Annotated in this window: 18 protein-coding genes; 10 read left to right on the top strand and 8 right to left on the bottom strand. The window is 68.6% G+C overall.

Going from position 1 to position 25,540, the window contains the following annotated elements:
• The first annotated feature begins 149 nt into the window (after positions 1-149).
• On the top strand, positions 150-4,523 hold the full coding sequence (locus ACFPJ1_RS14680; protein WP_380104166.1) for a S8 family serine peptidase: 4,374 nt from the start codon (positions 150-152) through the stop codon (positions 4,521-4,523).
• A gap of 321 nt (positions 4,524-4,844) precedes the next feature.
• Here the strand turns inward: ACFPJ1_RS14680 and ACFPJ1_RS14675 are convergent, their stop codons facing one another.
• Together ACFPJ1_RS14675 and ACFPJ1_RS14670 are read right to left on the bottom strand one after the other, a co-directional pair.
• Entirely contained in the window at positions 4,845-5,489 is a 645-nt protein-coding gene (locus tag ACFPJ1_RS14675) for a winged helix-turn-helix domain-containing protein (RefSeq protein WP_380104165.1), read from the bottom strand.
• 228 nt (positions 5,490-5,717) lie between these two features.
• On the bottom strand, positions 5,718-6,347 hold the full coding sequence (locus ACFPJ1_RS14670) for a TetR/AcrR family transcriptional regulator (protein ID WP_380104164.1): 630 nt from the start codon (positions 6,345-6,347) through the stop codon (positions 5,718-5,720).
• A 144-nt stretch (positions 6,348-6,491) separates the two neighbouring features.
• On the opposite strand from ACFPJ1_RS14670, the gene ACFPJ1_RS14665 reads away from it, so the two are divergent.
• The 5 genes from ACFPJ1_RS14665 (at position 6,492) to ACFPJ1_RS14645 (ending at position 14,332) form a co-directional block, all read left to right on the top strand.
• Positions 6,492-8,648 carry an MMPL family transporter gene (locus tag ACFPJ1_RS14665; protein WP_380104163.1) on the top strand — a complete coding sequence of 719 codons (2,157 nt, stop codon included), beginning with the start codon at positions 6,492-6,494 and terminating at the stop codon, positions 8,646-8,648.
• A gap of 99 nt (positions 8,649-8,747) precedes the next feature.
• Positions 8,748-9,920, top strand: coding sequence for a channel-forming protein ArfA/OmpATb (gene arfA, locus ACFPJ1_RS14660; RefSeq protein WP_380104162.1), 1,173 nt, complete (start codon positions 8,748-8,750; stop codon positions 9,918-9,920).
• A gap of 135 nt (positions 9,921-10,055) precedes the next feature.
• Positions 10,056-10,856 carry a sunset domain-containing protein gene (locus ACFPJ1_RS14655; protein WP_380104161.1) on the top strand — a complete coding sequence of 267 codons (801 nt, stop codon included), beginning with the start codon at positions 10,056-10,058 and terminating at the stop codon, positions 10,854-10,856.
• Between the two features lie 339 nt (positions 10,857-11,195).
• Positions 11,196-12,920: a maltose alpha-D-glucosyltransferase gene (treS, locus tag ACFPJ1_RS14650; protein WP_380104160.1), complete on the top strand. Its 1,725-nt coding sequence runs from the start codon at positions 11,196-11,198 to the stop codon at positions 12,918-12,920.
• Positions 12,917-14,332, top strand: a complete 1,416-nt coding sequence (locus tag ACFPJ1_RS14645) for a maltokinase N-terminal cap-like domain-containing protein (protein ID WP_380104159.1) — start codon at positions 12,917-12,919, stop codon at positions 14,330-14,332. The genes treS and ACFPJ1_RS14645 overlap by 4 nt, the downstream gene beginning before the upstream one ends.
• 23 nt (positions 14,333-14,355) lie before the next feature.
• Here ACFPJ1_RS14645 and ACFPJ1_RS14640 read toward each other — a convergent pair whose 3' ends face one another.
• Together ACFPJ1_RS14640 and ACFPJ1_RS14635 are read right to left on the bottom strand one after the other, a co-directional pair.
• Complete coding sequence (locus ACFPJ1_RS14640) at positions 14,356-14,760, bottom strand: type II toxin-antitoxin system VapC family toxin (RefSeq protein WP_380104338.1); 405 nt, start codon at positions 14,758-14,760, stop codon at positions 14,356-14,358.
• Positions 14,761-14,765: 5 nt separating this feature from the next.
• Positions 14,766-14,996 (bottom strand): ribbon-helix-helix domain-containing protein, encoded by a 231-nt coding sequence (locus tag ACFPJ1_RS14635; protein WP_380104158.1) that lies wholly within the window; start codon positions 14,994-14,996, stop codon positions 14,766-14,768.
• A 362-nt stretch (positions 14,997-15,358) separates the two neighbouring features.
• Here ACFPJ1_RS14635 and glgB point away from each other — a divergent pair, with 362 nt between their 5' ends.
• Together glgB and ACFPJ1_RS14625 are read left to right on the top strand one after the other, a co-directional pair.
• Positions 15,359-17,551: a 1,4-alpha-glucan branching protein GlgB gene (gene glgB, locus ACFPJ1_RS14630; protein WP_380104337.1), complete on the top strand. Its 2,193-nt coding sequence runs from the start codon at positions 15,359-15,361 to the stop codon at positions 17,549-17,551.
• Between the two features lie 143 nt (positions 17,552-17,694).
• On the top strand, positions 17,695-18,747 hold the full coding sequence (locus ACFPJ1_RS14625) for an NUDIX hydrolase (RefSeq protein ID WP_380104157.1): 1,053 nt from the start codon (positions 17,695-17,697) through the stop codon (positions 18,745-18,747).
• Here the strand turns inward: ACFPJ1_RS14625 and ACFPJ1_RS14620 are convergent.
• The 3 genes from ACFPJ1_RS14620 to ACFPJ1_RS14610 all read right to left on the bottom strand — a co-directional run bounded on the left by ACFPJ1_RS14620 (position 18,716) and on the right by ACFPJ1_RS14610 (position 21,490).
• Positions 18,716-19,618, bottom strand: coding sequence for an aminoglycoside phosphotransferase family protein (locus tag ACFPJ1_RS14620; protein WP_380104156.1), 903 nt, complete (start codon positions 19,616-19,618; stop codon positions 18,716-18,718). The two genes, ACFPJ1_RS14625 and ACFPJ1_RS14620, sit on opposite strands and share 32 nt — an antisense overlap.
• 12 nt (positions 19,619-19,630) lie before the next feature.
• Positions 19,631-20,851: an RNA polymerase sigma factor gene (locus ACFPJ1_RS14615; protein WP_380104155.1), complete on the bottom strand. Its 1,221-nt coding sequence runs from the start codon at positions 20,849-20,851 to the stop codon at positions 19,631-19,633.
• A 270-nt stretch (positions 20,852-21,121) separates the two neighbouring features.
• Positions 21,122-21,490: a YciI family protein gene (locus ACFPJ1_RS14610; protein WP_380104154.1), complete on the bottom strand. Its 369-nt coding sequence runs from the start codon at positions 21,488-21,490 to the stop codon at positions 21,122-21,124.
• A 133-nt stretch (positions 21,491-21,623) separates the two neighbouring features.
• Here ACFPJ1_RS14610 and ACFPJ1_RS14605 point away from each other — a divergent pair, with 133 nt between their 5' ends.
• The gene (locus ACFPJ1_RS14605) at positions 21,624-23,081 is read left to right on the top strand and encodes a flavin-containing monooxygenase (protein WP_380104153.1); all 1,458 of its coding nucleotides are present in this window, start codon (positions 21,624-21,626) and stop codon (positions 23,079-23,081) included.
• A gap of 39 nt (positions 23,082-23,120) precedes the next feature.
• Here ACFPJ1_RS14605 and ACFPJ1_RS14600 read toward each other — a convergent pair whose 3' ends face one another.
• Positions 23,121-24,275 carry a citrate/2-methylcitrate synthase gene (locus ACFPJ1_RS14600; RefSeq protein WP_380104152.1) on the bottom strand — a complete coding sequence of 385 codons (1,155 nt, stop codon included), beginning with the start codon at positions 24,273-24,275 and terminating at the stop codon, positions 23,121-23,123.
• A 74-nt stretch (positions 24,276-24,349) separates the two neighbouring features.
• Between ACFPJ1_RS14600 and ACFPJ1_RS14595 the strand changes: the two genes are divergently transcribed.
• Positions 24,350-25,534: a citrate synthase gene (locus ACFPJ1_RS14595; RefSeq protein WP_380104151.1), complete on the top strand. Its 1,185-nt coding sequence runs from the start codon at positions 24,350-24,352 to the stop codon at positions 25,532-25,534.
• Positions 25,535-25,540: the final 6 nt, after the last annotated feature.

Raw genomic sequence — 25,540 nt, 5'->3', positions numbered from 1 at the left:
CGGAGCGTTCGCAGAACCGGTTCACCACGATCTATCTGCGAAGTCCTGCACCTCTGCACCAATGACTCGGGGGAGTCGACTCGGGGTCGTACAAGTGAGGGGCTGCAGAGATGTCACATCAACGAAGAAGGGGACTCGCCAGATCACTGGTGAGTGCTCTGGCGGCGGTGGCCGTCGTCACCACCGGGCTGGCCGCGGCCGGCCTGGCCCAGGCGGCACCACCCACCAAGCCCGGCGGAACGCCCGCGCCGGCCTCCAAGATCAAGCCGGACGTGCTGTCGAAGCTGGAGGGCTCGGACGCCAAGGAGGCGACGGACTACTGGGTCCGCTTCACCGCCAAGGCCGACCTGTCCAAGGCCAGCACGATCACGGACTGGAACCAGCGCGGTACCGCGGTCGCCGCGGCGCTGCGCAAGACCGCTGCCGAGAGCCAGGCGAAGGTACGCGCCGAGCTCGACGCGTCGAAGGTGAAGTACCAGGCCTTCTGGGGCACCAACGCGATCCGCGTCTCGAGCGGCACGCTGGCCACGGCGCAGAGCCTGGCCACGCACGCCGAGGTCGAGGGCATCTACAACCCGGTCGCCCTGGAGGTCCCGAAGGTCACCGACGGCAAGACCGAGCGCGAGATCAACGCGGTCGAGTGGGGCATCGCCAACATCAACGCCGATGACGTCTGGAGCCAGTACGGCGACAAGGGCGCCGGCATCGTCATCGCGAACATCGACACCGGCGTGCAGTACGACCACCCGGCGCTGGTGAACCAGTACCGCGGCAACAACGGTGACGGCACCTTCGACCACAATTACAACTGGTTCGACGCGGCCGGTACCTGTGGTTCGGCGCCGTGTGACACCAACGGCCACGGCACCCACACGATGGGCACCATGGCCGGTGACGACGGTGCGGGCAACCAGATCGGCGTCGCGCCGGCGGTCAAGTGGATCGCCGCCAACGGGTGCTGCCCGTCGGACGCCGCGCTGATCAACTCCGGTCAGTGGATGCTCGAGCCGACCAACCTCGCCGGGCAGAACCCGGACGCGAGCAAGCGGCCGAACATCATCAACAACTCGTGGGGTACCACCCTGCCCTCCAACGACCCGTTCATGGAGGACATCACCGACGCCTGGACCGCCTCCGGCATCTTCGGCGCCTGGTCCAACGGCAACAGCGGTCCGGCCTGCCAGACGAGCGGTTCGCCGGGCAGCCTGGAGAGCAACTACTCCGCCGGTGCCTACGACATCAACAACAACATCGCCTCGTTCTCGGCCCGCGGTCCGGGGCAGAACGGCCAGATCAAGCCGAACATCTCGGCCCCGGGCGTCAACGTCCGGTCCAGTGTTCCGGGCAACGCCTACGCCAGCTTCAACGGCACCTCGATGGCCTCGCCGCACATGGCGGGCACCGTCGCGCTGCTGTGGTCGGCGGCTCCCAGCCTGAAGGGCGACGTCGTGGCCACCCGCGCGCTGCTCGACGGCTCGGCCGTGGACAAGGCGGACTCCCAGTGCGGTGGCACCACCGACGACAACAACGTCTACGGTGAAGGCCGTCTCGACGCGCTGGCGCTGCTGAACTCCGCTCCGATCGGTGACACCGGCACGCTCGCCGGTACCGTCACCGCCACTGGTGGCGCCGCCATCTCCGGTGCGACCGTGACCGTCACCCAGGCGGGCACGCCGGACCGTACCCTCACCACCGGTGCGAACGGCACCTTCTCGTCGGTCCTCCCGGCCGGCGACTACAACCTCGCGGTAGCCGCCTTCGGCTACGTCGGCCAGACCGGCACCGCGACCATCACCGCGAACGCGACCACCACGAAGAACTTCACCCTGGCGTCCGCGCCGACGGTGAACGTCGGTGGCACCATCACGGACGGCTCCGGCCACGGCTGGCCGCTGTACGCGAAGGTGAGCGTCGAGGGCCCGGGTGGCGTGTTCGACTACACCACCCCGACCAACGGCCGGTACACCCTCAAGGTGCCGTCCAGCGCGTCGTACTCCCTCAAGATCGAGTCCCAGCTCCCCGGCTACCAGACCGTCAGCCAGCCGATCACGGTCGGCACGGGCAACCTGACCAAGAACGTCGCGGTCCCCGTCCGTACCGACGCGTGCACCACGGCGCCGGGGTACAAGTACGGCTCCGACGGCGTCTACGAGACGTTCGACACCACGGCCACCCCGAGTGGCTGGACCGTCGTGGACAACAAGAACAACGGCCAGGTGTGGAAGTTCGAGGATGTCGCGAACCGCGGCAATCTGACCGGCTCGTCCGGCGGCTTCGCGATCGTCGACAGCGACCGGTACGGCCCCGGCCAGCAGCAGGACACCTCGCTGGTCAGCCCCGTGGTCGACCTGACCGCGGTCACCGCTCCGGTGGTCAAGTTCAACCAGGACCTCAACTGGCTCGGCGGCGAGAAGGCCGATATCGACCTGTCGATCGACGGTGGCGCCACCTGGGCCAACCTGACCTCGCAGGTCGCTGACCTCCGCGGTGTCAAGGAGATCGCCATCCCGCAGGCGGCCGGCAAGTCGGCCGTGCAGGTCCGCTTCCACTACTACGACGCCTCGTACGAGTGGTGGTGGGAGCTCGACAACGTCCTGATCGGCAGCCAGGTCAACTGTGTGCCGGTCGGCGGCGGTCTGGTCGTCGGCAACGTGAAGGACGCCAACACCAACGGTTACGTGAACGGCGCCGTCGTCACCCGTGACGACAAGCCGGCCGAGACCGCGACCACCGTGGCGACGCCCGAGGACACCGGGCTGGCCGACGGCTTCTACTGGCTGTACTCCTCGGACTCCGACGAGCACGGCTTCACCACCAAGGCGGGCAACTACGTCTCCTCGACGCAGAACGTCAACGTCGAGGCCGACTGGGTCACCCAGGCCGACTTCACCCTCGCGGCCGGCCGGATCTCGGTCACCCCGGGGTCGATCGAGGCCAACCTGAAGCTGCCCGGTGGCAAGGTCACCAAGTCGGTCACCGTCAAGAACACCGGTGGAGCGCCGGTGGACGTGAAGTTCGGTGAGCGCGACGGCGGCTTCGAGATCGAGAACGCCGACGGCAGCACCACGACCAAGTCCGAGGTCTTCAACAGCACCGGTGCACCGCTGCAGCGGCTGCAGGTGGCGACCTCGTTCGCCAACCAACTGTCGGGCAAGATGGCCGGCACGCCCGCCGCGGCCAAGCCGATGGCGGCTCCGTGGACGGACATCGCCGACTACCCGGCGACCGTGATGGACAACCGGGTCGTCAACCTCGACGGCAAGGTCTACTCGATCGCCGGTGGCAACGGCAGCGCTTCCACTGCCAACAGCTACGTCTACGACCCGGCCACCCTGGCCTGGACCGCGATCGCCCCGCTGCCGGGCGCCCGTAACGCCGTCACCGTCGGCGCTGTGGGTGGCAAGATCATCGCCAGCTCCGGCTGGGGAGCGGCTGGTCCGGACGCAGGCACCTGGGCCTACGACCCGGCGGCCAACGCCTGGTCCGCGGTAGCCAGCAACCCGGCGCCGCGTGCGGCCGCCGGCCAGGCTGTCCTGGACGGCAAGCTGTACGCCGTCGGCGGCTGCACCACCTCCGGCTGCACCCCGATGTCCAACTCCGTGGTCGCTTACGACACGGCGTCGAACACCTGGGCCACGCTGGCGAACTACCCGAAGTCGGTTGCGTTCGCATCCTGCGGCGCGATCGACGGACTGGTGTACTGCTCTGGTGGTAACGACGGCGCGGCCGCGCAGAAGTCCGGCTACGTCTACGACCCGAGCAGCAACTCCTGGTCCGCCATCGCCGACGCCCCGGCTGACCACTGGGCGGCGTCCTTCGCCGTCGCCGGTGGCAAGCTGCTGGTCGTCGGTGGTGTCCAGGCCGGCGCCGTCACCAACGCCGGCTTCGCCTTCGACCCGGCCGCCGGTACCTGGGCGGCTCTGCCGAACGCCAACATGCCGCGGTACCGCGGTGCGGCGGCGTGTGGCTTCTACAAGGTCGGTGGCTCCTCCGGCGGCTTCACCGCGACCGTGGACAGTGAGGCCCTGCCGGGTCTCGAGGACTGTGCCGAGTCGTCGGCGGACGTCAGTTGGCTGTCGATCGACAAGACCGAGGCCAGCCTGGCCCCGGGCGAGTCGGTCATCCTGAAGGTGGGCCTGTCGGCGAACGTCGACCAGCCGGGTACCTACACCGGTACGGTCACGATCGGAGAGAACACGCCGTACGCCGTCAACCCGGTGGACGTGAAGATGAACGTCACGCCGCCGAACACCTGGAGCAAGCTCATGGGCACGGTCACCGGGGTAGCCACCTCCGGCACGACCGCTCCGCTGCCGGGCGCCATCGTCCAGGTCGACTCGTGGGCCCAGTCGTACACCTTCATCACCGAATCCGACGGCACCTACGCCTACTGGCTGGACCGTCGCAACAACCCGCTCACCCTGATCGCCGCAAAGGACGGCTACAAGCCGCAAACCCGCGTGACGAGGCTCGTCGCAGGTGAGCCGGCCGTGGAGGACTTCGCCCTGAAGTCCATCAAGTAACCACGACCTAGCCCTACCGAAGCCGGCCCCGGACAGGATCCTCTGTCCGGGGCCGGCCCGCGTACGACGCCCCCGCACCGTACCGGGCGAGTTTCTGGTGGATGCGCGTGTTTGGCGATCGCTGAGGACCGCGGCGTACGGACGGACAGGAGGTACTGCGTTCTCACTGCACCCCAGCCGCCTCGGTAAGCATGGATGTGGACGTCAAGGGCGACCACGTCCTGTCGCCCGGTACAGCCGAGCCGCCAGCTCGCGGTGGACGTCGTGGGAGCGAGCGACACAAGCGCTTCGGGCCAGGACCAGAGGAACTGCGTAGGGGTTCTAGGCGGCCGGTAGGAGGTGGAAGCCGACGCCTCGGACTGCGTGGATGGTTACGGCGGCGCCTAGTTCGGCGAGCTTCTGGCGGAGGCGTTTGACGACCGAGTGGATGTGGGAGCCGTGGCCCAGGTGCTCGTTGCCCCAGACCGCGTGGTGGAGGCGCTGGTACGTCCAGACCTGGCCCGGTTCTTTCACCAGGCAGTGCAGGAAGTCGTGTTCCAGGCGGGTCAGCGGGATCTCGCGGTCCTTCCAGCGCACCACCCGGCGGTCCTCGTCGAGACGCAGCGCCTCGTCAGAGGCCGGTACTGCGGCCACCGCTGCGGGTGGTGTGGCCACCGCTGCAGGTCGTACCGCTGCGGGTGGAGCCGCCACCACGGCGGGCCTGGAGCCCTGCGGGAGACCAGATGTGGGCAGGGGTGACTCGATCTGGGCAGTGACCGCTCCCCTGGATGCCGTGGGCAACACTGTGGGAGTCAGTACTACGGGGGTCGACTCGCAGGCGGCGAGGTCCAGGAAAGCACGGGCCTGTTCTGCGCTGGAGACGAGCAGCAGCGCGTCGGCACCACCCAGCAACCGGGCGAGTTGCACCCGGTCGGCAGTGGACGTGGCCACCCCAATGATCAATGACGAGTCCGGCAGCCTCTCCATGGAGCCCCTCCGTTCACCGCATGCCGGGGTCAGTCGCAGGATAAGTACGGCCAACCCCGAAGAGTTAGTCAAGGGATTACCTGCGCGCACCGCTGGCACAAATGCGCCCTGGCCTAAGCCGGACACGCTTGGGCAGTGGTTCTCTACGGAGCGCCACGGAATGGGCCTTCCACGGTCGCGCTGAGTCGCGGCGACTGCGGCCGAAGAAACCCGAATGTGGCCACGCGATCACGTGGCCGAACGCGCCACCCAGAAGGTCCGGATGAAGGCCTTCATCGTCTGATCGACCACCGCCTGGCGCTCCTCTTTCGGCAGCCGGGCCAGCGGGCCTTCGAGCACCAGCAGCGACAGCCCGTGCACCAGGGACCAGGACGCGACCTCCGATCCGACCCGGTACTCCTCCCCCACGAAACCCAGCCGGATGAGTTCGTCGACCCCTTTGACGAGCATCGTGTGCGGCCCGTCCGGACCCCGGAGGTCCGGCGCCGGCTTGTCCACGTCCAGCACGAAAGCGGTCCGGAACAGGCCGGGCTCGGAGAGCGCGAAATCCACGTAGCCGCGGCCGATCGCCTCCATCCGGGCCATCGCCGCCTTGGCCTCGTCCGGCTCCGGCGGCAGTGCGGCCAGCCGCCTGCGCATCGCCTCGCCCATCTTGTCCAGGGAGTGCCCCTTGGCCGCGGCGAGCAACGCCTCATGCCCGGAGAAGTGCCGGTATGCCGCTGTCGGGGTGACGCCGGCGATCCGGGCCGCCGCGCGGATGGTGACAGCGGCCGGCCCGCCCTGTTCGGCCAGCTCGGCAGCCGCGGCGATCAGGGCGTTCCGCAGATCTCCGTGGTGATACGCATCCCGACTGCTCATCTGGCAGATGTTGACGGCTGTGCACATCTCTGGCAAGTTAACACCCATAAAGTTTACACCCGTCAACTTTCTGCGGATCGCCTGCCGGCGCGTTCGGGGCGGCCCGACCTCCCTTGCCAGTTCCTGACCTGACGGAGTTCCGCCATGTTGCATCGCCTCGGCACCTTCACCGCTCACCGCGCGAAACCGGTCCTGCTGATCACCGCGCTCCTGCTCATCGCCGCCGGCGTCGTCGGCTTCGGCGCCTTCGGCAAGCTCGCCGGCGGCGGTTTCGACGACCCCGGCGCGGAATCCACCAAGGCCGCCACCGCACTCGCGGACAAGTTCGACGGCCAGGCCGACCTCGTCTTCGTCGTCGACGCTGGACGCAGTGTCGATGTACCGGCCGTCGCGAAGTCCGGTGCCGAACTCACTCGCAGGATCTCGGCCGAGCCCGACCTCACCGGCGTCGCGTCGTACTGGTCGACCAAGGCGCCGGCCATGCGGTCCGAGGACGGGACGAAGGCGCTGGTGGTCGCCTCGATCACCGGCGACTTCGACTCCCGGACCGAGATCGCGGACCGGCTGATCAGCACGTTCGGCGGTGAGCGCGACGGGCTGACGGTGAACCTCGGCGGTGAGGTCGGGGTGAACCACGACGTCAACGCGCAGGTCGGCCGTGACCTCGCGCTGGCGGAGGCAATCGCCGTACCGATCATCCTGGCGCTGCTCGTCCTCGCGTTCGGCAGCGTGGTCGCCGCCTTGCTGCCGTTGGCGGTGGGCACGATCGCGATCTTCGGCACCTTCGCCGAACTCTCGCTGCTCGGATCGGCCACGGACGTCTCGATCTACGCGGTCAACCTGACCACGGCGCTCGGACTCGGCCTGTCGATCGACTACGCGCTGCTGATGGTCAGCCGCTACCGCGAGGAACTCGGCAAGGGCGCCGACGTCCAGGCGGCGGTCGTCCGCACGGTCGAGACCGCCGGCCGCACCATCGTGTTCAGCGCGCTGACCGTCGCGGTCGCGCTCGCCGCCCTGCTGCTCTTCCCGCTCTTCTTCCTCCGCTCCTTCGCGTACGCCGGGATCGGCGTGATCGTGATCGCCATGGTCGGCGCCCTGGTGGTCCTGCCGGCTTTGCTGACGGTGCTCGGTCACCGGGTGAACGCCGGCCGGCTCCCCTGGGCGAAGGGTGTGCCGAAGACCGAGGCGCCGTTCTGGGGCCGGCTGGCCGCGCTGGCGATGCGGCGGCCGGGTCTGACCGCGCTGCCGGTGGTCGCCGGATTGTTGCTGCTGGCAACTCCTCTGCTGCATGTGGAGTTCGGGACACCCGATGACCGGGTGCTGCCGACGACGGCCACCAGCCGAGTGGTCGGCGATGCGCTGCGCGACGACTTCGGCAGCGACGACACGAACGCGCTCAACCTGATCAGTACCGGCCCGGTCACCACGAGCGACCTCCCGGAGTACGCGGAGAAGCTGTCGAGCCTGCCGGACGTGGTCCGGGTCGAGTCGGCGGCCGGGACGTTCGCGGGCGGCAAGCAGGTCGCGCCGGCGAATCCACGACTCGTCGCCGACGGTGTTCAGCGACTGGCTGTCGTGACGGAGGCCGACTCGCGTTCCGCAGAGGCTCGCCAACTGGTGGAGTCGGTGCGGGCCTTGCCGGGGCCGGGTGACTTCCTGGTCGGAGGCAACACGGCGAGGTTCATGGACAGTCAGCACGCGATCGGTTCCCGGCTGCCGCTGGCCGGCGGGATGATCGCGCTGACGACCTTCGTACTGCTGTTCCTGTTCACCGGGAGTCTGCTGCAACCGTTGCGGGCTCTGATTCTGAACGTGATCGGGCTGTCCGCGACGCTCGGTGCGATGGTGCTGATCTTCCAGGACGGCCGGCTGTCCGGCTGGCTCGGGTTCACCCCACTCCCTCTCGACACGAGCATGCTGGTGCTGCTCTTCTGCATCGCCTTCGGGCTGTCGATGGACTACGAGGTTTTCGTGCTGAGCCGGATCAAGGAACAGCACGACGAAGGCGCCACTCTGACCGACTCGGTCACCACCGGGCTGGCGCGCAGCGGGCGGATCGTGTCGATGGCGGCGGTGATCCTGTCGGTCAGCTTCTTCGCCTTCGGGACCAGCTCGGTCAGCTTCATCCAGTTGTTCGGCATCGGCAGCGGACTGGCCGTCCTGATCGACGCCACGCTGATCCGCGGTGTTCTGGTGCCCGCAGCCTTCCGCCTGATGGGTCGCTGGGCCTGGTGGTCCCCCGCTCCCCTGCGCACTCTCCACACCCGTATCGGCCTGACCGAGTCCACCCCGGGCTGATCCCCACGCACACGTTCGCGAGTTGGAGTGCGCAGTGGCCGCCTGACGGAGTAATGTCCTCGCGCACGGTCACTTTTGACCGCATCCGACGGAGGAACAGTGCCCGGATCCCCGGACGAATCCCGGTCCGACAACACTCCGGCCGCCACGACGAGTTCCGGACTCGTCCGGCGGCGGCCCGCACTTGTCTGGGTGCTGGCTGCCCTGATCGTTCCTCTCCTACTCACGGCTGTGCTGATCGCGGTGCGCACCGGCCCGACCGAGGACGACCTCCGCGACCGTTCGCTGGCAGCACTCGACGCCCGCGGCATCACCGGAGTACAGGTCGATTTCGCCGGGCGGGACGCGACGGTCGTCGTACCGGCCGGGGGTGACGCGACCGAGGCCAGAGCAGTGGTGGCCGCGGTGGACGGGGTCCGGACCGCGAGCAGCAGGGGTGGTAGCAATGTCGCCCAGTCCGAGGTCACGGCCGATCCGACCGCGACGCCCACCGGGACGCCGACGACCACCGAGGAAGAGGTGGCGGTCGCGCCCTTCGCGGTGACGAGGACGGACGACTCGCTCACCGTCCAGGCGGTCGTGCGGGACCAGGCCACCAAGGACTCGGTGGCCAAGGAGATCGAGGGCCTGCTCACCGAGGGTATGAAGTTCGACAATCAACTGACCATCGACCCGGCCGCGGGCCTGCGCAACCCGGCAGCCCTGACCGCGTTGCTGCAGGCGCTCTCGAGCGCGACCGGCGAGGCATCGGTGAAGTACGACGGCACCACGGTCACTCTGAGCGGCAAGGTCGCCGACCAGGCCAGCAAGGCGACCGCGGCGCGCGCCGTGGCCACCGCCGTACCGGGCGCGGTGATCGCCAACCAGCTTCAGGTGCCGACGGCCGACAAGCCGCAGGTCAGCGAGGCGTGCCAGACCTTCGAGGCGCGGCTGGCCCGGCTGATGACGCAGAACAAGATCGTCTTCCTGTCCGGGACCGCCATCGTGAACGAGGCCTCCCGGCCCTCGGTGGTGCGCGCGGCCTCGCTGCTGAAGAGCTGCGACTCCGTCGATGTCGAGGTCGGCGGCCACACCGACAACCTCGGCAGCCAAGCGACCAGCCTGCCGCTGTCACAGCAGCGCGCCGACGCCGTCAAGGCGACCCTGGTCCGGCTCGGCGTACCCGCCGAGCGCATCACCAGCCGCGGTTACGGGGAGACCCGTCCGGTGGCGCCCAACACCACCTCCGCCGGCCGGATCGCGAACCGCCGGGTCGAGATCCGAGTTCCATAGAGTTCCTTAGGGGAATTTGATGAGTTGGCTGATCGCCCAGGTCTGGATCCTGCTGCTGGCCGCGTTCGTGGTCGGCAGCGCCGCCGCCTGGCTGCTGCACCGTGCACTTCCCGCTCGTACGAAGAGCGTGCGCTGATGGGGTGGTTGGTGCGGCACAACTGGCTGTGGGCGTTGCTCGCGTTCCTGCTCGGCGCTGCGATCACCTGGTTCCTGCTGACACGCCGGGGGCAGTCGCACGCGAAGGCAACCGCCAAGGAGCAGACCCGCGAGGCGGCCGAGGAGACCGAGGAGAGTCAGGTCCTCGTCGGGGCCGGCGTAGCAGCAGCCGGTACTGCGGCCGCCGCGCCGCCGCGCCGCTTCGAGGACCCCGCCGAGCGCCTGCACGAGGAACCGGTCGAAGCCTTCGACCAGACCCAGCACGAGGAATCCGTGGCGGCCGACCCGGAACGGCTCCTCGATCCGGAGCCCGACCCCGAGGAAGCCCGCGCCGCCGACCCGGAACCGCTCCCTGAGCCAGAACCCGTCGAAGCCGTAGCCGTCGAGCCCGAGGAGAAGCCCGAGCCGGCGCCCGCGGTACAGGCGAAGGCGGTGGCTGCTCCCGCGTTCTCACGACGGATGGATGTGGAGAACGGGAACACCGTGCCGACCCTGTTCGACGACCCCCAGCCCGCGGCGGCTGACGTACAGGCCGAAACCGATGCAGTCCCGCCGGGGCGGTACGGCGAGGGCTCGGCCGAGGCGGTGCCGCATCAGGGGCCGCCGGACGGCTTCACGATCAAGGGCAAAGTGCAGTCGATGCTGTTCCATACGCCTGACTCGCCGTACTACGGACGGACCAAACCCGAGGTCTGGTTCCGTGCCGAGGCCGACGCCGAACGCGCCGGCTTCAGCAAGTACGTCCGCAAGCCGCGCAAGTCCGCGAGCCCCGGAAAATAACGATCCGTAGCCCGGAAAGCAACGTACTCCGGGTCACGAATCGGACCGCGAATAGGGCAATCGAGCCCCATTTGCTTGTACTGGTAAACGCCCGTCACACTGAGCAGAACGCCGTCCGGACCCGCCCATCCCGCAGCGTTCAATCATTGCTCGGACTCACCTTCAGCCGTGCCTTCTGCAGGACTGTGCCGATCGGGGTTCCTTTTGGAGCCGCGCCGATCGGGTATGGGAGAACAGAGGATTCCAGTGCTGGGGGCAGGAGTCCACCCGCGCGTCGTCCGAATGCCGCGCGGCGGCAAACCGCAGTACCGCTAGGTTTGGACCGAGGGGATACACCCGATGGAGGTGAGCGTGACCGACATGCTGCCGGAGCAGCACCACGGACTGACGAAGAGTGACCCGCTGTGGTTCAAGCGGGCCGTCTTCTACGAGGTCCTCGTGCGGTCCTTCAAGGACTCGAACGCCGACGGCATCGGCGACCTGCAAGGCTTGACCGAGAAACTCGACTACCTCGAGTGGCTCGGCGTGGACTGTCTCTGGCTTCCGCCGTTCTACCCCTCACCCCTGCGTGACGGCGGCTACGACATCTCCGACTACACGAACGTGATGCCCGAGGTCGGCACGGTCGCCGACTTCGCCGCGTTCATGGAGGCCGCCCACGCCCGCGGCATCCGGATCATCGTCGACTTCGTGATGAACCACACCTCGGACCAGCACCCCTGGTTCCAGGAGTCCCGGCACAATCCGGACGGCCCGTACGGCGACTTCTACGTCTGGTCCGACACCGACACCGCCTACTCCGACGCCCGGATCATCTTCGTCGACAGCGAGACCTCGAACTGGACCTGGGACCCGGTCCGCCAGCAGTACTTCTGGCACCGGTTCTACTCCAACCAGCCCGACCTGAACTTCGAGAACCCGGCCGTCGGCGACGCGATGATCGAGGCGCTGAAGTTCTGGCTCGACCTCGGCGTCGACGGGTTCCGCCTCGACGCGGTGCCGTACCTGTTCGAGGAGGAGGGCACCAACTGCGAGAACCTGCCCAGGACGCACGAGTTCCTGAAGCGGGTCCGCAAGGAGGTGGACGCGAACTACACCGACCGCGTCCTGCTCTGCGAGGCGAACCAGTGGCCCGGCGACGTGGTCGAGTACTTCGGCGACCGCGACTCCGGTGGTGACGAGTGCCAGATGGCGTTCCACTTCCCGGTGATGCCGCGGATCTTCATGGGCGTGCGGCGCGAGTCGCGATTCCCGATCTCGGAGATCCTGGCCCAGACCCCGCAGATCCCGGACACCTGCCAGTGGGGCATCTTCCTGCGCAACCACGACGAGCTCACCCTCGAGATGGTGACCGACGAAGAGCGCGACTACATGTGGGGCGAGTACGCCCAGGACCCGCGGATGAAGGCGAACATCGGCATCCGCCGCCGGCTCGCGCCGTTGCTCGACAACGACGTGAACCGGATGGAACTGTTCACCGCGATGCTGCTGTCGCTGCCCGGCTCGCCGATCCTGTACTACGGCGACGAGATCGGCATGGGCGACAACATCTGGCTCGGCGACCGTGACGGCGTCCGTACTCCGATGCAGTGGTCCCCGGACCGGAACGCGTCGTTCTCCACGGCCACCCCGGGCAAGCTGAGCCTGCCGGTGATCATGGACCCGGTCTACGGGTTCCAGGCGGTGAACGTCGAGGCGGAGATGGAGAACGCGTCGTCGCTGCTGCACTGGACCCGGCGGATGATCCAGACCCGCAAGCAGCACCCGTGTTTCGGCATGGGTACTTTCACTGATCTAGGCGGTTCCAACCCGAGCGTGCTGTCCTACGTTCGCGAGTTCGGTGACGATGTGGTGCTGTGCGTGAACAACCTGTCACGCTTTCCGCAGCCGATCGAACTGGACCTGCGGCAGTGGCAGGGCGTGGAGCCGGTCGAGCTGCTCGGTGGGGTGCACTTCCCGACCATCGGCGAACTGCCCTACCTGCTCACGCTCGGTGCGCACGGCTTCTACTGGTTCCGCTTGCCGGTCAACAAGGCGGCTGATCGTGAGGAGAGCTCTTCGTGACTTCCCATCTGGACCAGGTCCAGTCCTTCTGCGCCAACCAGCGGTGGTTCGGCGAGAAGGGACATGACGTCCACGTCGACGCGATGGCCACCTCGGCGTGGCTGTCGGACGAGGGCGCCTGGCCCGCGGTCCGGATCGGGTTCGTCTACTGCGCCGGGCCGCCCGGCGCGGAGAACGCAATCCGGGTCTACCAGTTGCCGCTCAGCTACCACCCCGCCCCGGTCGACAACCAGGGCCACGCGTTCATCGGCGAGTGGGACGAACAGGACCTGGGCGACACCCGGGTGTGGGTGTACGACGCGCTGCACGACAAGGAAGCGACGCCGTACTGGCTGGACGCGCTGACGCACGGGCGCCGACTGGAGGGACTCGAGTTCCATCCGGTGCACGCGCCCGAGCGCAGCCTCGTGGTACCGGACGACGCGCAGTCGCTGGTCCTCACGGTCGAGCAGAGCAACACGTCGCTGGTCTTCGGCGACACCGCGCTGCTGAAGGTGTTCCGCCGGCTCGAGCCCGGGAGCAATCCCGGGGTCGAGATCGAGTCGGCGCTCACCGAGGCCGGCTCGGACCTGGTCCCGGAGGTGCTCGGGTCTGCGCGAGGCTCCTGGCCGCGCGCCGGCGGCGGGACCGACTCCGGCGACCTGGCGATGATGACGGCGTTCGAGAAGAACTCCACCGACGGCTGGTCGTACGCGACCACCTCGGTGCGTGACCTGTACGCCGAGGCGGACCTGCACGCCGAGGAGGTCGGCGGCGACTTCGCGGGAGAGTCGCACCGGCTCGGCGCGGCGACCGCCGAGGTGCACGCCGAGCTCGCGAAGGCGCTCGGCACGGACGTCTGGGAGCCGTCGCAGATGGTCGAGCACTCGGCCGCGATGAAGCGCCGCCTCGACAAGGCGGTCGCGGCGATCCCCGAGCTCGGCCAGTACGCCGACGGCCTGCGCCGCGCGTTCGACGCCCTCGCGGCGTACGACGTACCGGTCACGGTGCAGCGGATCCACGGTGATTTCCACCTGGGTCAGGTACTGCGGACCATCGATGGCTGGAAGCTGATCGACTTCGAGGGCGAGCCGGCCAAGTCGCTGATCGAGCGGCGCGCGCTGGACACCCCGGTCAAGGACATCGCGGGCATGCTGCGCTCCTTCGACTACGCGGCCCGCTCCTTGCTCGCGGACCACCAGGGCGACCAGCAGATCGCCTACCGCGCCGCCGAATGGGCCAACCGGAACCGCCGCGCCTTCTGCGACGGGTACGCCGAGGTGGCCGGCTCGGACCCCCGCGACGAGAGCGTCCTGCTGAGCGCGTTCCTCGCCGACAAGGTCATCTACGAGACCCTCTACGAGGCCCGCAACCGCCCCACCTGGCTCCCCATTCCCCTAGCCGCCGCAGCCCAACTAAGCACCACCGAGTAGGAGCACGCGCCCGGACGGCACGGTCAGGGCAGCAGCTCGAAGGCGTCGACGTGCAGTGGCCGAACGACGCTGAAGTGACGACGGTCGAGGGTCGCTACCTGGGCGACGCCGAGCCGTTCGGCCGCGGCCACCACTGACGCGTCCGCCGTACCAAGAGGCAGGTCGCGATAGACCGCTGCCAGTTCGGCGATCCGCAGCCAGTCCCGCGGTACTACGGGCTCAGCGACCAGGTTGCCTTCGGCCAGGTCGCCAAGGAACCGTACTTCGGCGGTCGTCCCGAGCCGGCTTGCCAGCAAGTAGGTGACTTCGGTGATCACGAGGGTCGGGACCAGCAAAGGACCTGGGTGTGTGGCCAGCAGCTCGAGGCATTCGGCGTGATGCCGATCGTCCGCATCGACGTACGCATAGAGCGGACCGGCATCGACGATGAGTGCTATCGCTCGACCTCCGCCGCGAGGATCTCTTCGATCCGCTCGGACACGTCCGACTGCCCACTGCGGCCGGCACCGGCGGCGAGCAGCCGACGTCGGCGACCGTGCCGTCCGGCCAGGTGGGACTCGACGGCCTCGCGGGTCAGCTCGGAGATCGTCATGCCACGCCGAGCGGCCTCGTGCCGTAGCTGGGCATCCAGCTCATCGGGCAGCTTCACCGACGTCCTCTTCATGGTATGTCAGCATACCCCGACCGGTCCGTGCCCGAGCCGTGTAGGTCTTGGTTCGGCGGGTACGGGGTGCACTGGAAATGGCTTCGATCGGGCAGGATGGGCGTATGGATTCGAGCGAGCGCGACCAGGCGGGACAGCCGGCCTCCGAGGCGACGGGCGAAGAGCGTCATCAGGCCATCGAGATGCCGGCCGGTCCCACCTCACAGCCGGCTCCCGAAACCGCACCGACCACCCCTGAGCCCACGCCCACCGAGCCGTTGGGACAGCCCGGGACGAGCGACCCGGGGGCATTCGAGGCGCCGCAGGTTGTGGCGTTCGAGCCTGCGCAGGCGTCGGCTTATGAGGCTCCGTCTGTCGAGCCGATCGGCAAGTCCACGGGGAGCAAGGCGGTCAAGGTCGATCGGGGGGTGCTGGAGAGGCTGGTCGGCGGGACCTATCACGATCCGCACCAGGTGCTCGGGCCGCACCTCGGCGACGGCGTGGTGACGCTGCGGGTGCTGCGGCCGTTCGCGAGCACCGTGACGGCGGTGTACGACGACCAGCGGGTCGAGCTGGAGCATGAGTTCGAGGGTGTCTGGGTCGGCGTGCTCGACGTCGACAAGGTGCCGGACTACCGGCTCGAGGTCACCTACACCGACGGCCCGGCGCTTGAGGTCGACGACCCGTACCGATACCTCCCGTCGCTCGGCGAGATGGACCTGCACCTGATCGGCGAAGGCCGGCACGAGCAGTTGTGGACCGTGCTCGGCGCCCACGTCCGCCGGTACGACGGCCCGACCGGCACCGTCACCGGTACTTCGTTCGCCGTCTGGGCGCCCAACGCGCAGGGCATCCGGCTGACCGCCGACTTCAACTTCTGGGACGGCCGCGCGCATCCGATGCGCACGATGGGCTCGTCCGGCGTCTGGGAACTGTTCGTGCCGGGCGTCGGCCCGGGCACGCGGTACAAGTTCGACATCTGCGGGCGCGACGGCGTCTGGCGGCAGAAGGCCGACCCGATGGCGAACCTGGCCGAGACTCCCCCGGCGAACGCCTCGGTCGTGCACGACTCGACGTACGAATGGAACGACGCGGCCTGGCTGGACCACCGCGCTTCCTCGCAGGCGTATGCGGAGCCGATGAGCGTCTACGAGGTGCACCTCGGCTCGTGGCGCAAGGGCAAGTCGTACCGCGAGCTGGCCGACGAACTCGTTGCCTACGTCACCGAGATGGGCTTCACCCACGTCGAGATGATGCCGGTGATGGAGCACCCGTTCGGCGGTTCCTGGGGCTACCAGGTCACCTCGTACTTCGCGCCGACGTCGCGCTTCGGCGACCCGGACGACTTCCGGTTCCTGGTGGATTCGTTGCACCAGGCAAACATCGGGGTGATCGTCGACTGGGTGCCGGCGCATTTCCCGAAGGACGCCTGGGCGCTGGCCCGGTTCGACGGGACGCCGCTGTACGAGCACCCGGACCCGCGCCGCGGCGAGCAGCCCGACTGGGGCACGCTGGTGTTCGACTTCGGGCGGCCGCAGGTGCGCAACTTCCTGGTCGCGAACGCGGTCTACTGGGCCGAGGAGTTCCACATCGACGGGCTGCGGGTCGACGCCGTCGCCTCGATGCTCTACCTGGACTACTCCCGCGAAGTGGGCCAGTGGGTGCCGAACCAGTACGGCGGCCGGGAGAACCTCGAGGCGGTGTCGTTCCTGCAGGAGATGAACGCGACCCTCTACAAGCGGGTGCCGGGCGCCATCACCGTGGCCGAGGAGTCGACCTCCTGGCCGGGTGTCACCCGGGCGACGCATCTGGGCGGACTCGGCTTCGGCTTCAAGTGGAACATGGGCTGGATGAACGACTCGCTCCGCTATCTGGAGCACGAGCCGATCCACCGGCAGTACCACCACCACGAGATGACGTTCTCGATGATGTACGCGTACTCCGAGAACTTCGTGCTGCCGATCTCCCACGACGAGGTCGTGCACGGCAAGGGCTCACTGCTGCGCAAGATGCCGGGTGACCGCTGGCAGCAGCTCGCCAATGTGCGCGCGTTCCTGGCGATGCAGTGGGCCCATCCCGGCAAGCAGTTGCTGTTCATGGGCTGCGAGTTCGGCCAGGAGTCCGAGTGGTCCGAGAAGGGCGAGCTGGACTGGTGGCTGCTGGACCACAGCGACCACCGGGGCCTGCAGCAACTGGTCAAGGATCTGAACGGCAGCTATCGGGACACCAAGGCACTGTGGGGCAACGACCACGTGCCCGAGCGGTTCTCCTGGATCGACGCGAACGACGCAAGCAACAACGTCTTCTCGTTCGTCCGGTACGGCGAGCCAGGTGAGCCGACCCTGGCCTGCGTGGCCAACTTCTCCGCGATCCCGCACCACGGCTACCGCGTCGGCCTGCCGTACTCCGGGCACTGGCAAGAGGTGGTCAATACCGACGCCGAGGTGTACGGCGGGTCGGGGGTCGGCAACTTCGGCGGCATCGAGGCCGACGGCCCTGGCTGGCACGGGATGGCCGGCAGCGCCGAGATCTCGGTCCCCCCGCTCGGCACCGTCTGGTTCCGCCACGACGGCTGACCCGCAGTACCGGCCGCGCCTGAACTGGAAGGCCCGGCGTGTGAGGTCGCATCCGCCCCGATGGACCCCGCACGCCGGTACCGACTCTGATGCGGGAAGTCCGCGGAAAGTTCTGCCTGGCCCGATCGGGTAGCGTTCGCGGGGTGACCGCCGTGCCTCCCCAACCGACCTTGACCGATGGTGAGCTGACACTGCGTCCCTGGCGGGACGAGGACATCGACCTCGCCTACGGCCTGGCCGACGACGAGATGGCCCGCTGGTTCGACTTCCCCGGTACGCCGACCCGCGCGAGCCTGGCCGAGGGGGTCGAGCGGTGGCGCGCGCTGTACGCGGACGACCGGGCGGTGGTGAACTTCGCCATCGAGCTCCCTGGGCAGCCCGGGCCGGTCGGCAACGTCGAGGTCCGCCGGATCTCCCCCGGCGTCGGGTCGGTCTCCTGGACGACGTACAAGCCGTACCGCGGACAGCGGGTGGCCCGGCGCGCGGTGCGGCTGCTGGTGGTCTACGCCTTCGGCGAGCTCGGCCTGGAACGGCTGCAGGCGGAGGTGGATCCCGAGAACCGCTCGTCCGCGCGGGTCGCCATCCGCTCGGGCTTCCGGCGTGAGGGGTTGTTGCGCGGTGGTGCCGTGCTGCAGGGCGAGCGCCGCGATGTCGTGGTGTACGGCCTCCGCCGGGACGATCCCGCGGTCGACACGCTGTCCGGCTGGACCGCGCTGATGGACTCGGTGCTGCCGAAGAAGCGGGTGATCGCGCACGTGGTGATCCGCGATCTGGCCGGCCGCGTGCTGCTCTGCAAGGTCAGCTACAAGAAGGACCTCGAACTCCCCGGCGGCGTGGTCGAGCCGGACGAGGATCCCGCGTCGGGCGCGCTGCGCGAGATGCAGGAGGAACTCGGGACGACGTTGCCCCTCGAGGGAGTGCTCGCGATCGACTGGCTGCCCCGGTGGGAAGGCTGGGGTGACGCGATTGAGATCCTGTACGACGGGGGCCAGTACGACGCGTCCTTCATCGAGACCTTGAATCCCGACGGCTTCGAGATCCTCAACGTCTCCTGGTACTCCGTTGAGGAACTCCAGGGTCTGGTGTCGCCGCTCAACGCACGGCGGCTGCCGCTCCTCCTTGCCGAACCGGGTGTGCTGCACAACCTCAGCGACGGCAGTCCGATCAAACAGCGTCCCGGAGATCTGCCCGGTTGAGGTTGTTGACGCACCACAGGTAGTGGCCGTCGCTCGCGTCCGGGCTGTAGATCGTTGCCGTGGTGATCGCGTAGGCGGCTCGGTAGAGGTACATGCGCTCCCGCGAGTGGCCGGCGGCTTCGAAGCGGTCGAGCAGCAGGTCGTCGATCAGGCGGGCGTCGGGTCCGTACATGTCGAAGAAGCCGGCCGCGGTCGAAGCATCGAAGGTGTTGTCGCCCGCCGTCGTGAGGAATCCCCAGTCGAGAAGCGCGATCCGCCCATCCCCGTCGATCAGCAGATTCGGCGGGCAGATGTCGCCGTGCAGGATCTGCAGGTCGTCCGGCTCGATCGCCTTCAGCTTGGCCTGGACGCTCTCGAGCAACTCGTCGAACCCGTTGATGTCCTTCTGTAAGTAGTGGCGTGACGCTGCTGCCCGTCGGTCGACGACTCCGGCCAGCGTCTCTCCCCAAGTACCGCGCCACGAGGCGGTCGACTCCCCGATCAGTGGAAGCGCCTTGCTCGCTTGACCCGCCGTGGTCCTGCCGAGTGCCTCCACCAGGTCCGCGAAAAGGTCCAGGCCTTGTTGTCGGGTGACCGCGCCAGTGGCCAGGGACTCGCTCAGCGGAGTACCGAGGAGCTTGGTCTCGATACTCACCGCGCGGCCGTCGACAAGGTCCACGCGGACGATGTCCGGAGTACGGAACGGCAGGTCTTGTTCTGAGAGTTCTGCCAGGAATGCCTGGAGCGGGCGGACGTCCTCGGGCTGCCGACCGAACCACACCTTGCCGACCTCGCCGCCGCCCAGGTCGTACACGACGCCTTCCATCCCCTGGCCGATCAGCTGCACCGGGCCGCCGGCGTACTGCTCGAAGTACTCGATCGCTGCGTCCACAGCTCCAGTGTTTCAGAGCAGGGCGGCGCGGCGGCGTTGGAGGAACCGGTTCTCGGTCTCGTTGACGGTGAGCGCGATGGCAACGTCGTACGCCTTGACTGCTTCGGTGGGGCGGTCGAGACGGGCCAGGATGTCGGCGCGGGCGGCGGGCAGATAGGCGTAGGACTTGAGCGCAGGCTCGTTGCCTAGGGCATCCAGCTCGGTCAGTACTACGTCCAGGTCGGCGCCGGGGACGAGGCTGTGGGCGGCTGCGCGGTTGAGGGCGACGATCGGCGATGGCCAGCTGAGCAGCATCGCGTCGTACATGCGGACCACCTGATGCCAGTCGGTCTTCTCCCACGACGGGGCCGTTACGTGCAGGCCGGCGACCGCGGCCTGCAACGCGAAGCGCCCTCGGCCTTCGTTCAGCGCGGCAGTCGCTCGGGAGACGCCTTCAGCCAGCAGGCGGGCGTCCCAGCGGGAGCGGTCCTGGTCGGCGAGGAGCACCAGTTCGCCGTCCTCGCTGACTCGGGCGTCGCCTCGGGCTTGCGTCATCAGGAGGAGTCCGAGGAGTGCCTGGGGTTCGGGCTCGCTCGGCATCAATCTCACCAGCAGCCGGGCAAGCTCCAGAGCACGGCCGGTCAGGTCGGCTCGGGTCAGCTCGGGACCGGCCGCGACGTGCCCGGCGGTGTAGACGAGCTGCACCACCGTCAGTACTGCGTCCAGGCGGTCGGGGAGCTCGTCGTCGGCGGGGATCCGGTACGGGATTCCCGCGGCGGCAATCTTCTTCTTCGCCCGGGTGATCCGGGCTGCCGCGGTCGGCTCGCTGATCAGCAGGCAGGCGGCGACCTCACGGGTGGTCAGGCCGCAGATCAGGCGGAGGGTCAGCGCGACCTGGGAGTCGCGGGCGAGCGCGGGGTGGCAGCAGGTGAACACGAGCCGGAGCGGGTCGGTCGGCTGCTCGCCGTCTCCCGGCGCGGCCGGATCCTCGATCAGCAGCGGCAACTTCCGCCGCAGCGTCGTCTCACGTCGCAGCCGGTCCAGCGCGAGTCGCCGAGCCACCGTGGTGAGCCAGCCGGCCGGATTCGCCGGGACTCCGTCGGGCCAGGTCCTCAATGCCTGCACGAAAGCGTCCTGCGTGCAGTCCTCCGCCAGATCAATATCCCGCGTCAACCGCACAGTCGAAGCCAGCACCGTGGACCAGAACTCCCGATGCGCCTCATCCACCACCCGCACAACTTCTCGAGCCCCCACCTCACCCATAATCACCTACCCACCCCCTCCCCACTCCCGAATCACCCTTCAAAGCCCAACCCCCGCCCCCACCCGGGCCGCTCCCGGCACCCAGCTGCCACCTCACCAGCCGCCAGCTCGCCCGGCTGCCCCGCTGGGCACGCTGCCGCGGCAACTGCCCGCCAGGCGCCAGCGCGAGCTCGCCCGCTGCCCCTTGCCGCAGCCGGCACCCCTCGTCCGGCTGTCCACTGGGGATGCGGGCGAGCTCGCAGCAGTTGATGATGTAGTTGTTCAGGCCGGGGGTTCGGCGCCGGACCTGGTGTCCATGACAGGGCGGACCTCGATGTTGGGTGAGGGGCAGACCTTCGCCAGGGCCAGAGCCTGGTCGAGGTCCTTGCACTCGATCACGTAGAAGCCGCCCAGGGCTTCCTTGGTCTCGATGAACGGGCCGTCGGTGACGAGTGGCTCCCCGTTGCCCTGCCTGACCGTGCTCGCTGTGGAAGATCGCTCGAGCGCCTCACCACCGAGAATGCTGGCGCCGGCCGCCTCCACCGCTGCCGCGAACGCGGTGTGCAACTTCATCTGGGACTGGAACTCCTCCGCCGTCACCTGGTCGTACCAGTCCTCGGTGTCGAACAACAGGAACATGTACTGCGCCATCTCTGGCTCCCTTGTGTCGGGGTTTCTACTGACATCTTGCTGACGAACGGCCTCCGACGGAATCGACAAACCCCCCGGGCGGGTTTTTCGCCTACTGTTGACTGGGCACTCAACAGACCGAGCGGAGGAACGCGTGGAGCATCTGGACGTGCTGGTCGTCGGAGCGGGGCTTTCCGGGATCGGGGCGGCCTACCGGCTGCAGACCCAGAGCCCGCAGCACTCGTACGCCGTGCTCGAGGCCCGGGAGGACCTGGGCGGGACCTGGGACCTGTTCCGGTACCCCGGAGTGCGCTCGGATTCAGACATGTTCACGCTCGGGTTCCCGTTCCACCCGTGGACGGCGGCGAAGGCGATCGCGGACGGCCCGTCGATCCTGGAGTACCTGCACGAGACGGCGACGACGTACGGCATCGACAAGAACATCCGCTTCGGGCGCCGCGTAGTACGGGCTTCGTGGTCGTCCAGCGAAGCGCTGTGGACGGTGGAGACGAGCCAGGAGACGTACGCCTGCTCGTTCCTCTACGTGTGCAGCGGCTACTACAACTACGACTCCGGGTACGTCGTGGACTTCCCCGGGCTCGACGAGTTCCAGGGCCGGGTGGTGCATCCGCAGCAGTGGCCGGAGGACCTCGACTACAGCGGCCGGCGGGTCGTGGTGATCGGCAGCGGGGCGACGGCGGTGACGCTGGTACCGGCGATGGCTCCGCAGGCGGCACACGTGACGATGCTGCAGCGGACGCCGAGCTACGTGGCGTCCCGACCGGCGAAGGACGCGTTCTCCGACCGGCTGCGGGCGTTGCTGCCGGAGAAGCTCGCGCACCGGCTGATCCGTGGGAAGAACGTCGCCTTCAGCTCCGCGGTCTACAGCGCGTTCCGGCGCTGGCCCGCCCATGCCGCCTGGCTGCTGAACAGCACGGTCGCCAAGCAACTACCCGACTCCATCCCAGCGGATCCGCACTTCACGCCGCGCTACAAGCCGTGGGACCAGCGGTTGTGCCTGGTGCCGGACGCCGACCTGTTCGAGTCGCTCCGGGACGGCTCGGCCTCCGTGGTGACGGACGAGATCGAGACGTTCACGCCGACCGGCATCAGGCTCAGGTCCGGCGAGCACCTCGAGGCCGACCTGGTGGTGACCGCGACCGGCCTGCAGATGGTTGCCCTCGGCAAGATCGAGCTGACGGTGGACGGCGAGCGGGTGGACCCGCACGACACGTTCGTGTACAAGGGCATGATGCTCAGCGGAGTACCGAACCTGGCCTGGTGCATCGGTTACACCAACAACTCCTGGACCCTTCGCTCCGACCTGACCTCGCAGTACGTCTGCCGGCTGCTCAACCACCTGGACCGCACCGGCACCCGGATCTGCGTCCCCGAGATCGACCCCGCCGAGTACGACGCGCCGCCGCGGCCGGTGGTCGACCTCTCCTCCGGCTACATCCGGCGCGCCGCGTCCATCCTGCCCCGCCAGGGTTCGTACGGTCCCTGGCGGCTCCGCCAGAACTACCCCCGCGACCTGGTCACCTTGCGCTACGGCTCCCTCGACGACGGCACCATGCACTTCAGATCCGCCACCCCACAGCCGGTCGGCTGACTCGGCGCTGCCGGGGCTGCCTGATTCGGCCGGGCCGATTCAGCTGGGCACGGGCACCGGCGGAACCGGGCCGACGTAGCGGGCGGCCGGGCGGATGATCTTGGGATCGTCAGCCTGCTCGAGGATGTTGGCGGACCAGCCGATCACCCGGCTGACCGCGAAGGTCGGGGTGAACATCGCCCGCGGCAACCCGCACAGCGACATCACCACGCCCGCGTAGAACTCGACGTTGGCGTACAGGTTGCGGCCGGGCTTCAGCTCGGCGAGCACCTCCACGATCCGCCGTTCGACCGTGGTGGCGAAGTCGACCAGGTCGCCGCCCAGCTCGACGGCGATGTCCCGCAGCATGATCGAGCGCGGGTCCTCGGTCCGGTACACCGCGTGCCCGAAGCCCATGATGCGATCCCCCGCGGACACCTTCTCGCGGACCCAGCCGTCGATCCGGTCCGGCGTACCGATCTCGTCCAGGCTGGCGAGCGCGCGGTCCGGCGCGCCGCCGTGCAGCGGTCCGGAGAACGCCCCGATCGCCCCGGCGACGGCCGACACCACGTCGGCTCCGGTCGACGCGATCACCCGGGCGGTGAAGGTCGACGCGTTGAAGCCGTGGTCGATGGTCGAGATCAGGTAGTGCTCGATCGCCCGCGCCTGCTCGACCTCCGGCTCGCGGCTCGTCACCAGGTACAGCCAGTTCGCCGCCGCGGTGAGATCGGCCCGCGGCTCCAGCGGCTCCTGCCCTTCGCGCAGCCGGTACAACGCGGCCAGGATCGTCGGCGTCACCGCACACACGAGCATGGCATCGGCCTTACGTCGCGCGCGATCCGCGTCCCACAACGGCGGCAACTGGCGAGCCGCGGCCAGTACGGACAGGGCGGATCGCAACCCTGCCAGCGGGTTGAAGACCGGGCCTGCCGAAGCGATGGCCGGCAACACCGCCTGTACTTCGGCCGGCAGCACCCGCAGCGGAGCCAGTTCGGCGAGGAAGTCATCCCGCTCCGAGGCGGTCGGGAGCCGTCCCTCGAACAGCAGGAACCACACGTCCTCGACCGTCTTCGAGCGCGCCAGATCGATCGCGGAGTACTGCCGGTAGTGATAGAAACCTTCGCCTCCCCGGACATCACCGAGCTCGGTCTCCGTCACGATGACGTTGCGCAGCCCCGGGGGCACTTCGATCGGACCATCCACTGTGATTGTCATAAGCTCAGCGTTGAATCGCGATCAAGTATTGTCAATGTTGATCCAGTCAACATAGACGCTCGGAGGAGCGGCGGATGGCGCAGCAGAGTGACGAGAATTACCTGACGACGGCCGAGGTGGCGCGCCGGCTGAAGGTGAAGCCGGAGACCATCTACGCCTACGTGAGCCGCGGTCAGCTCACCAGCGTCCGGGCGCGCGGTCGTCGCGGCAGCCTGTTCGCGGCAGCCGATGTCGAGCGACTGGCGAGTCGGACGGTCGATCACCCCGGCGTGGTGGAGCGGATCGAGTCGGAGTTGTCGCTACTGGCCGACGAGGAGTTGTACTACCGAGGTCACTCCGTCCGCGACCTGGCGACCACGCAGTCGGTGGAGTCCGTGGCACAGCTCCTCTGGACCGGCCGCCTGGAAGAGAGCGAGCCCTTCCCTGCGCCACCCGAGCTGGTTGCGCTGGCCCGCTCCGCGATGGACGTTGCGCCTCCGGGTGCGCGCATGACGGATCAGCTGCGCATTGCCGTCGCAGTACTGGGTGCTGGTGATCCGATGCGGTTCGACCTCGCGCCGGAGTCCGTGGTGCTCGCTGCGCGCCGGCTGCTCGGAGTGCTGATCGAGGCGCTGCCTGGCGAGGGTGGCGACGGCGGCGAGGGCGGCGAGGGCGGCGAGGGCACAGTCGGAGCGCGGTTGTGGCCCAAGCTGTCGACGCGACCGCCTGAACCGCGCGTGCTCGAGGCCGCGGCGATCCTCCTCGCCGACCACGGGTTGGCCGTCTCCACCGTCGCGGCGCGCGTCGCCGCCAGCGCCAGAGCCAACCTGTACTCCGTGGTGTCGGCCGGGCTCGGCGCGCTCGACGGGCACTACCACGGTGCCGCGACCACCTTGGCGTACCAGTTCCTCGGCCGAGCCCTGCGGGATCCCCTCGAGGCCTTGTCCGACCAGCTGCGCTCGGGCGAGCCGGTACCGGGGTTCGGGCATCGGATCTACCAGCAGCGCGATCCACGAGCCGAGGCGCTCTTCGAGCTGATCGCGGGCGAGCCGGTGATGGAGACGGTCCGGGTGATCACCGGGCAGTTCGCGGGCTTCCCGAACATCGATCTCGCCGTCGCCGCGATGATGCACGCGTACGGGTTCCGGCCGGATGCGGGCGAGGCCTTGTTCGCCCTCGCCCGCATCATCGGCTGGACCGCCCATGCTCTGGAGGAGTACGCCGAGCCGGGGCTCCGCTTCCGCGCCCTCGGTGTCTACACCGGCCCTTCGGTCACCTGACCAGCG

It is taken from the genome of Kribbella qitaiheensis, from assembly GCF_042657745.1.
In the GTDB taxonomy this organism is placed as follows: Bacteria; Actinomycetota; Actinomycetes; order Propionibacteriales; family Kribbellaceae; genus Kribbella; species Kribbella qitaiheensis.
Note: the sequence above shows the minus strand (reverse complement) of the source record. Positions and strands in the feature narration are given on the sequence as shown.

Excerpts from the sequence above, each read along its gene's own strand:
- ACFPJ1_RS14670 (WP_380104164.1), bottom strand. The coding sequence starts at position 6,347 with ATGAGCAGTCGGGATGCGTATCACCACGGAGATCTGCGGAACGCCCTG.
- ACFPJ1_RS14635 (WP_380104158.1), bottom strand. The coding sequence starts at position 14,996 with ATGAAGAGGACGTCGGTGAAGCTGCCCGATGAGCTGGATGCCCAGCTA.
- ACFPJ1_RS14600 (WP_380104152.1), bottom strand. The coding sequence starts at position 24,275 with ATGACAATCACAGTGGATGGTCCGATCGAAGTGCCCCCGGGGCTGCGC.
- treS (WP_380104160.1), top strand. The coding sequence starts at position 11,196 with ATGGAGGTGAGCGTGACCGACATGCTGCCGGAGCAGCACCACGGACTG.
- ACFPJ1_RS14665 (WP_380104163.1), top strand. The coding sequence starts at position 6,492 with ATGTTGCATCGCCTCGGCACCTTCACCGCTCACCGCGCGAAACCGGTC.
- ACFPJ1_RS14655 (WP_380104161.1), top strand. The coding sequence starts at position 10,056 with ATGGGGTGGTTGGTGCGGCACAACTGGCTGTGGGCGTTGCTCGCGTTC.
- ACFPJ1_RS14675 (WP_380104165.1), bottom strand. The coding sequence starts at position 5,489 with ATGGAGAGGCTGCCGGACTCGTCATTGATCATTGGGGTGGCCACGTCC.
- ACFPJ1_RS14610 (WP_380104154.1), bottom strand. The coding sequence starts at position 21,490 with ATGGCGCAGTACATGTTCCTGTTGTTCGACACCGAGGACTGGTACGAC.
- ACFPJ1_RS14595 (WP_380104151.1), top strand. The coding sequence starts at position 24,350 with ATGGCGCAGCAGAGTGACGAGAATTACCTGACGACGGCCGAGGTGGCG.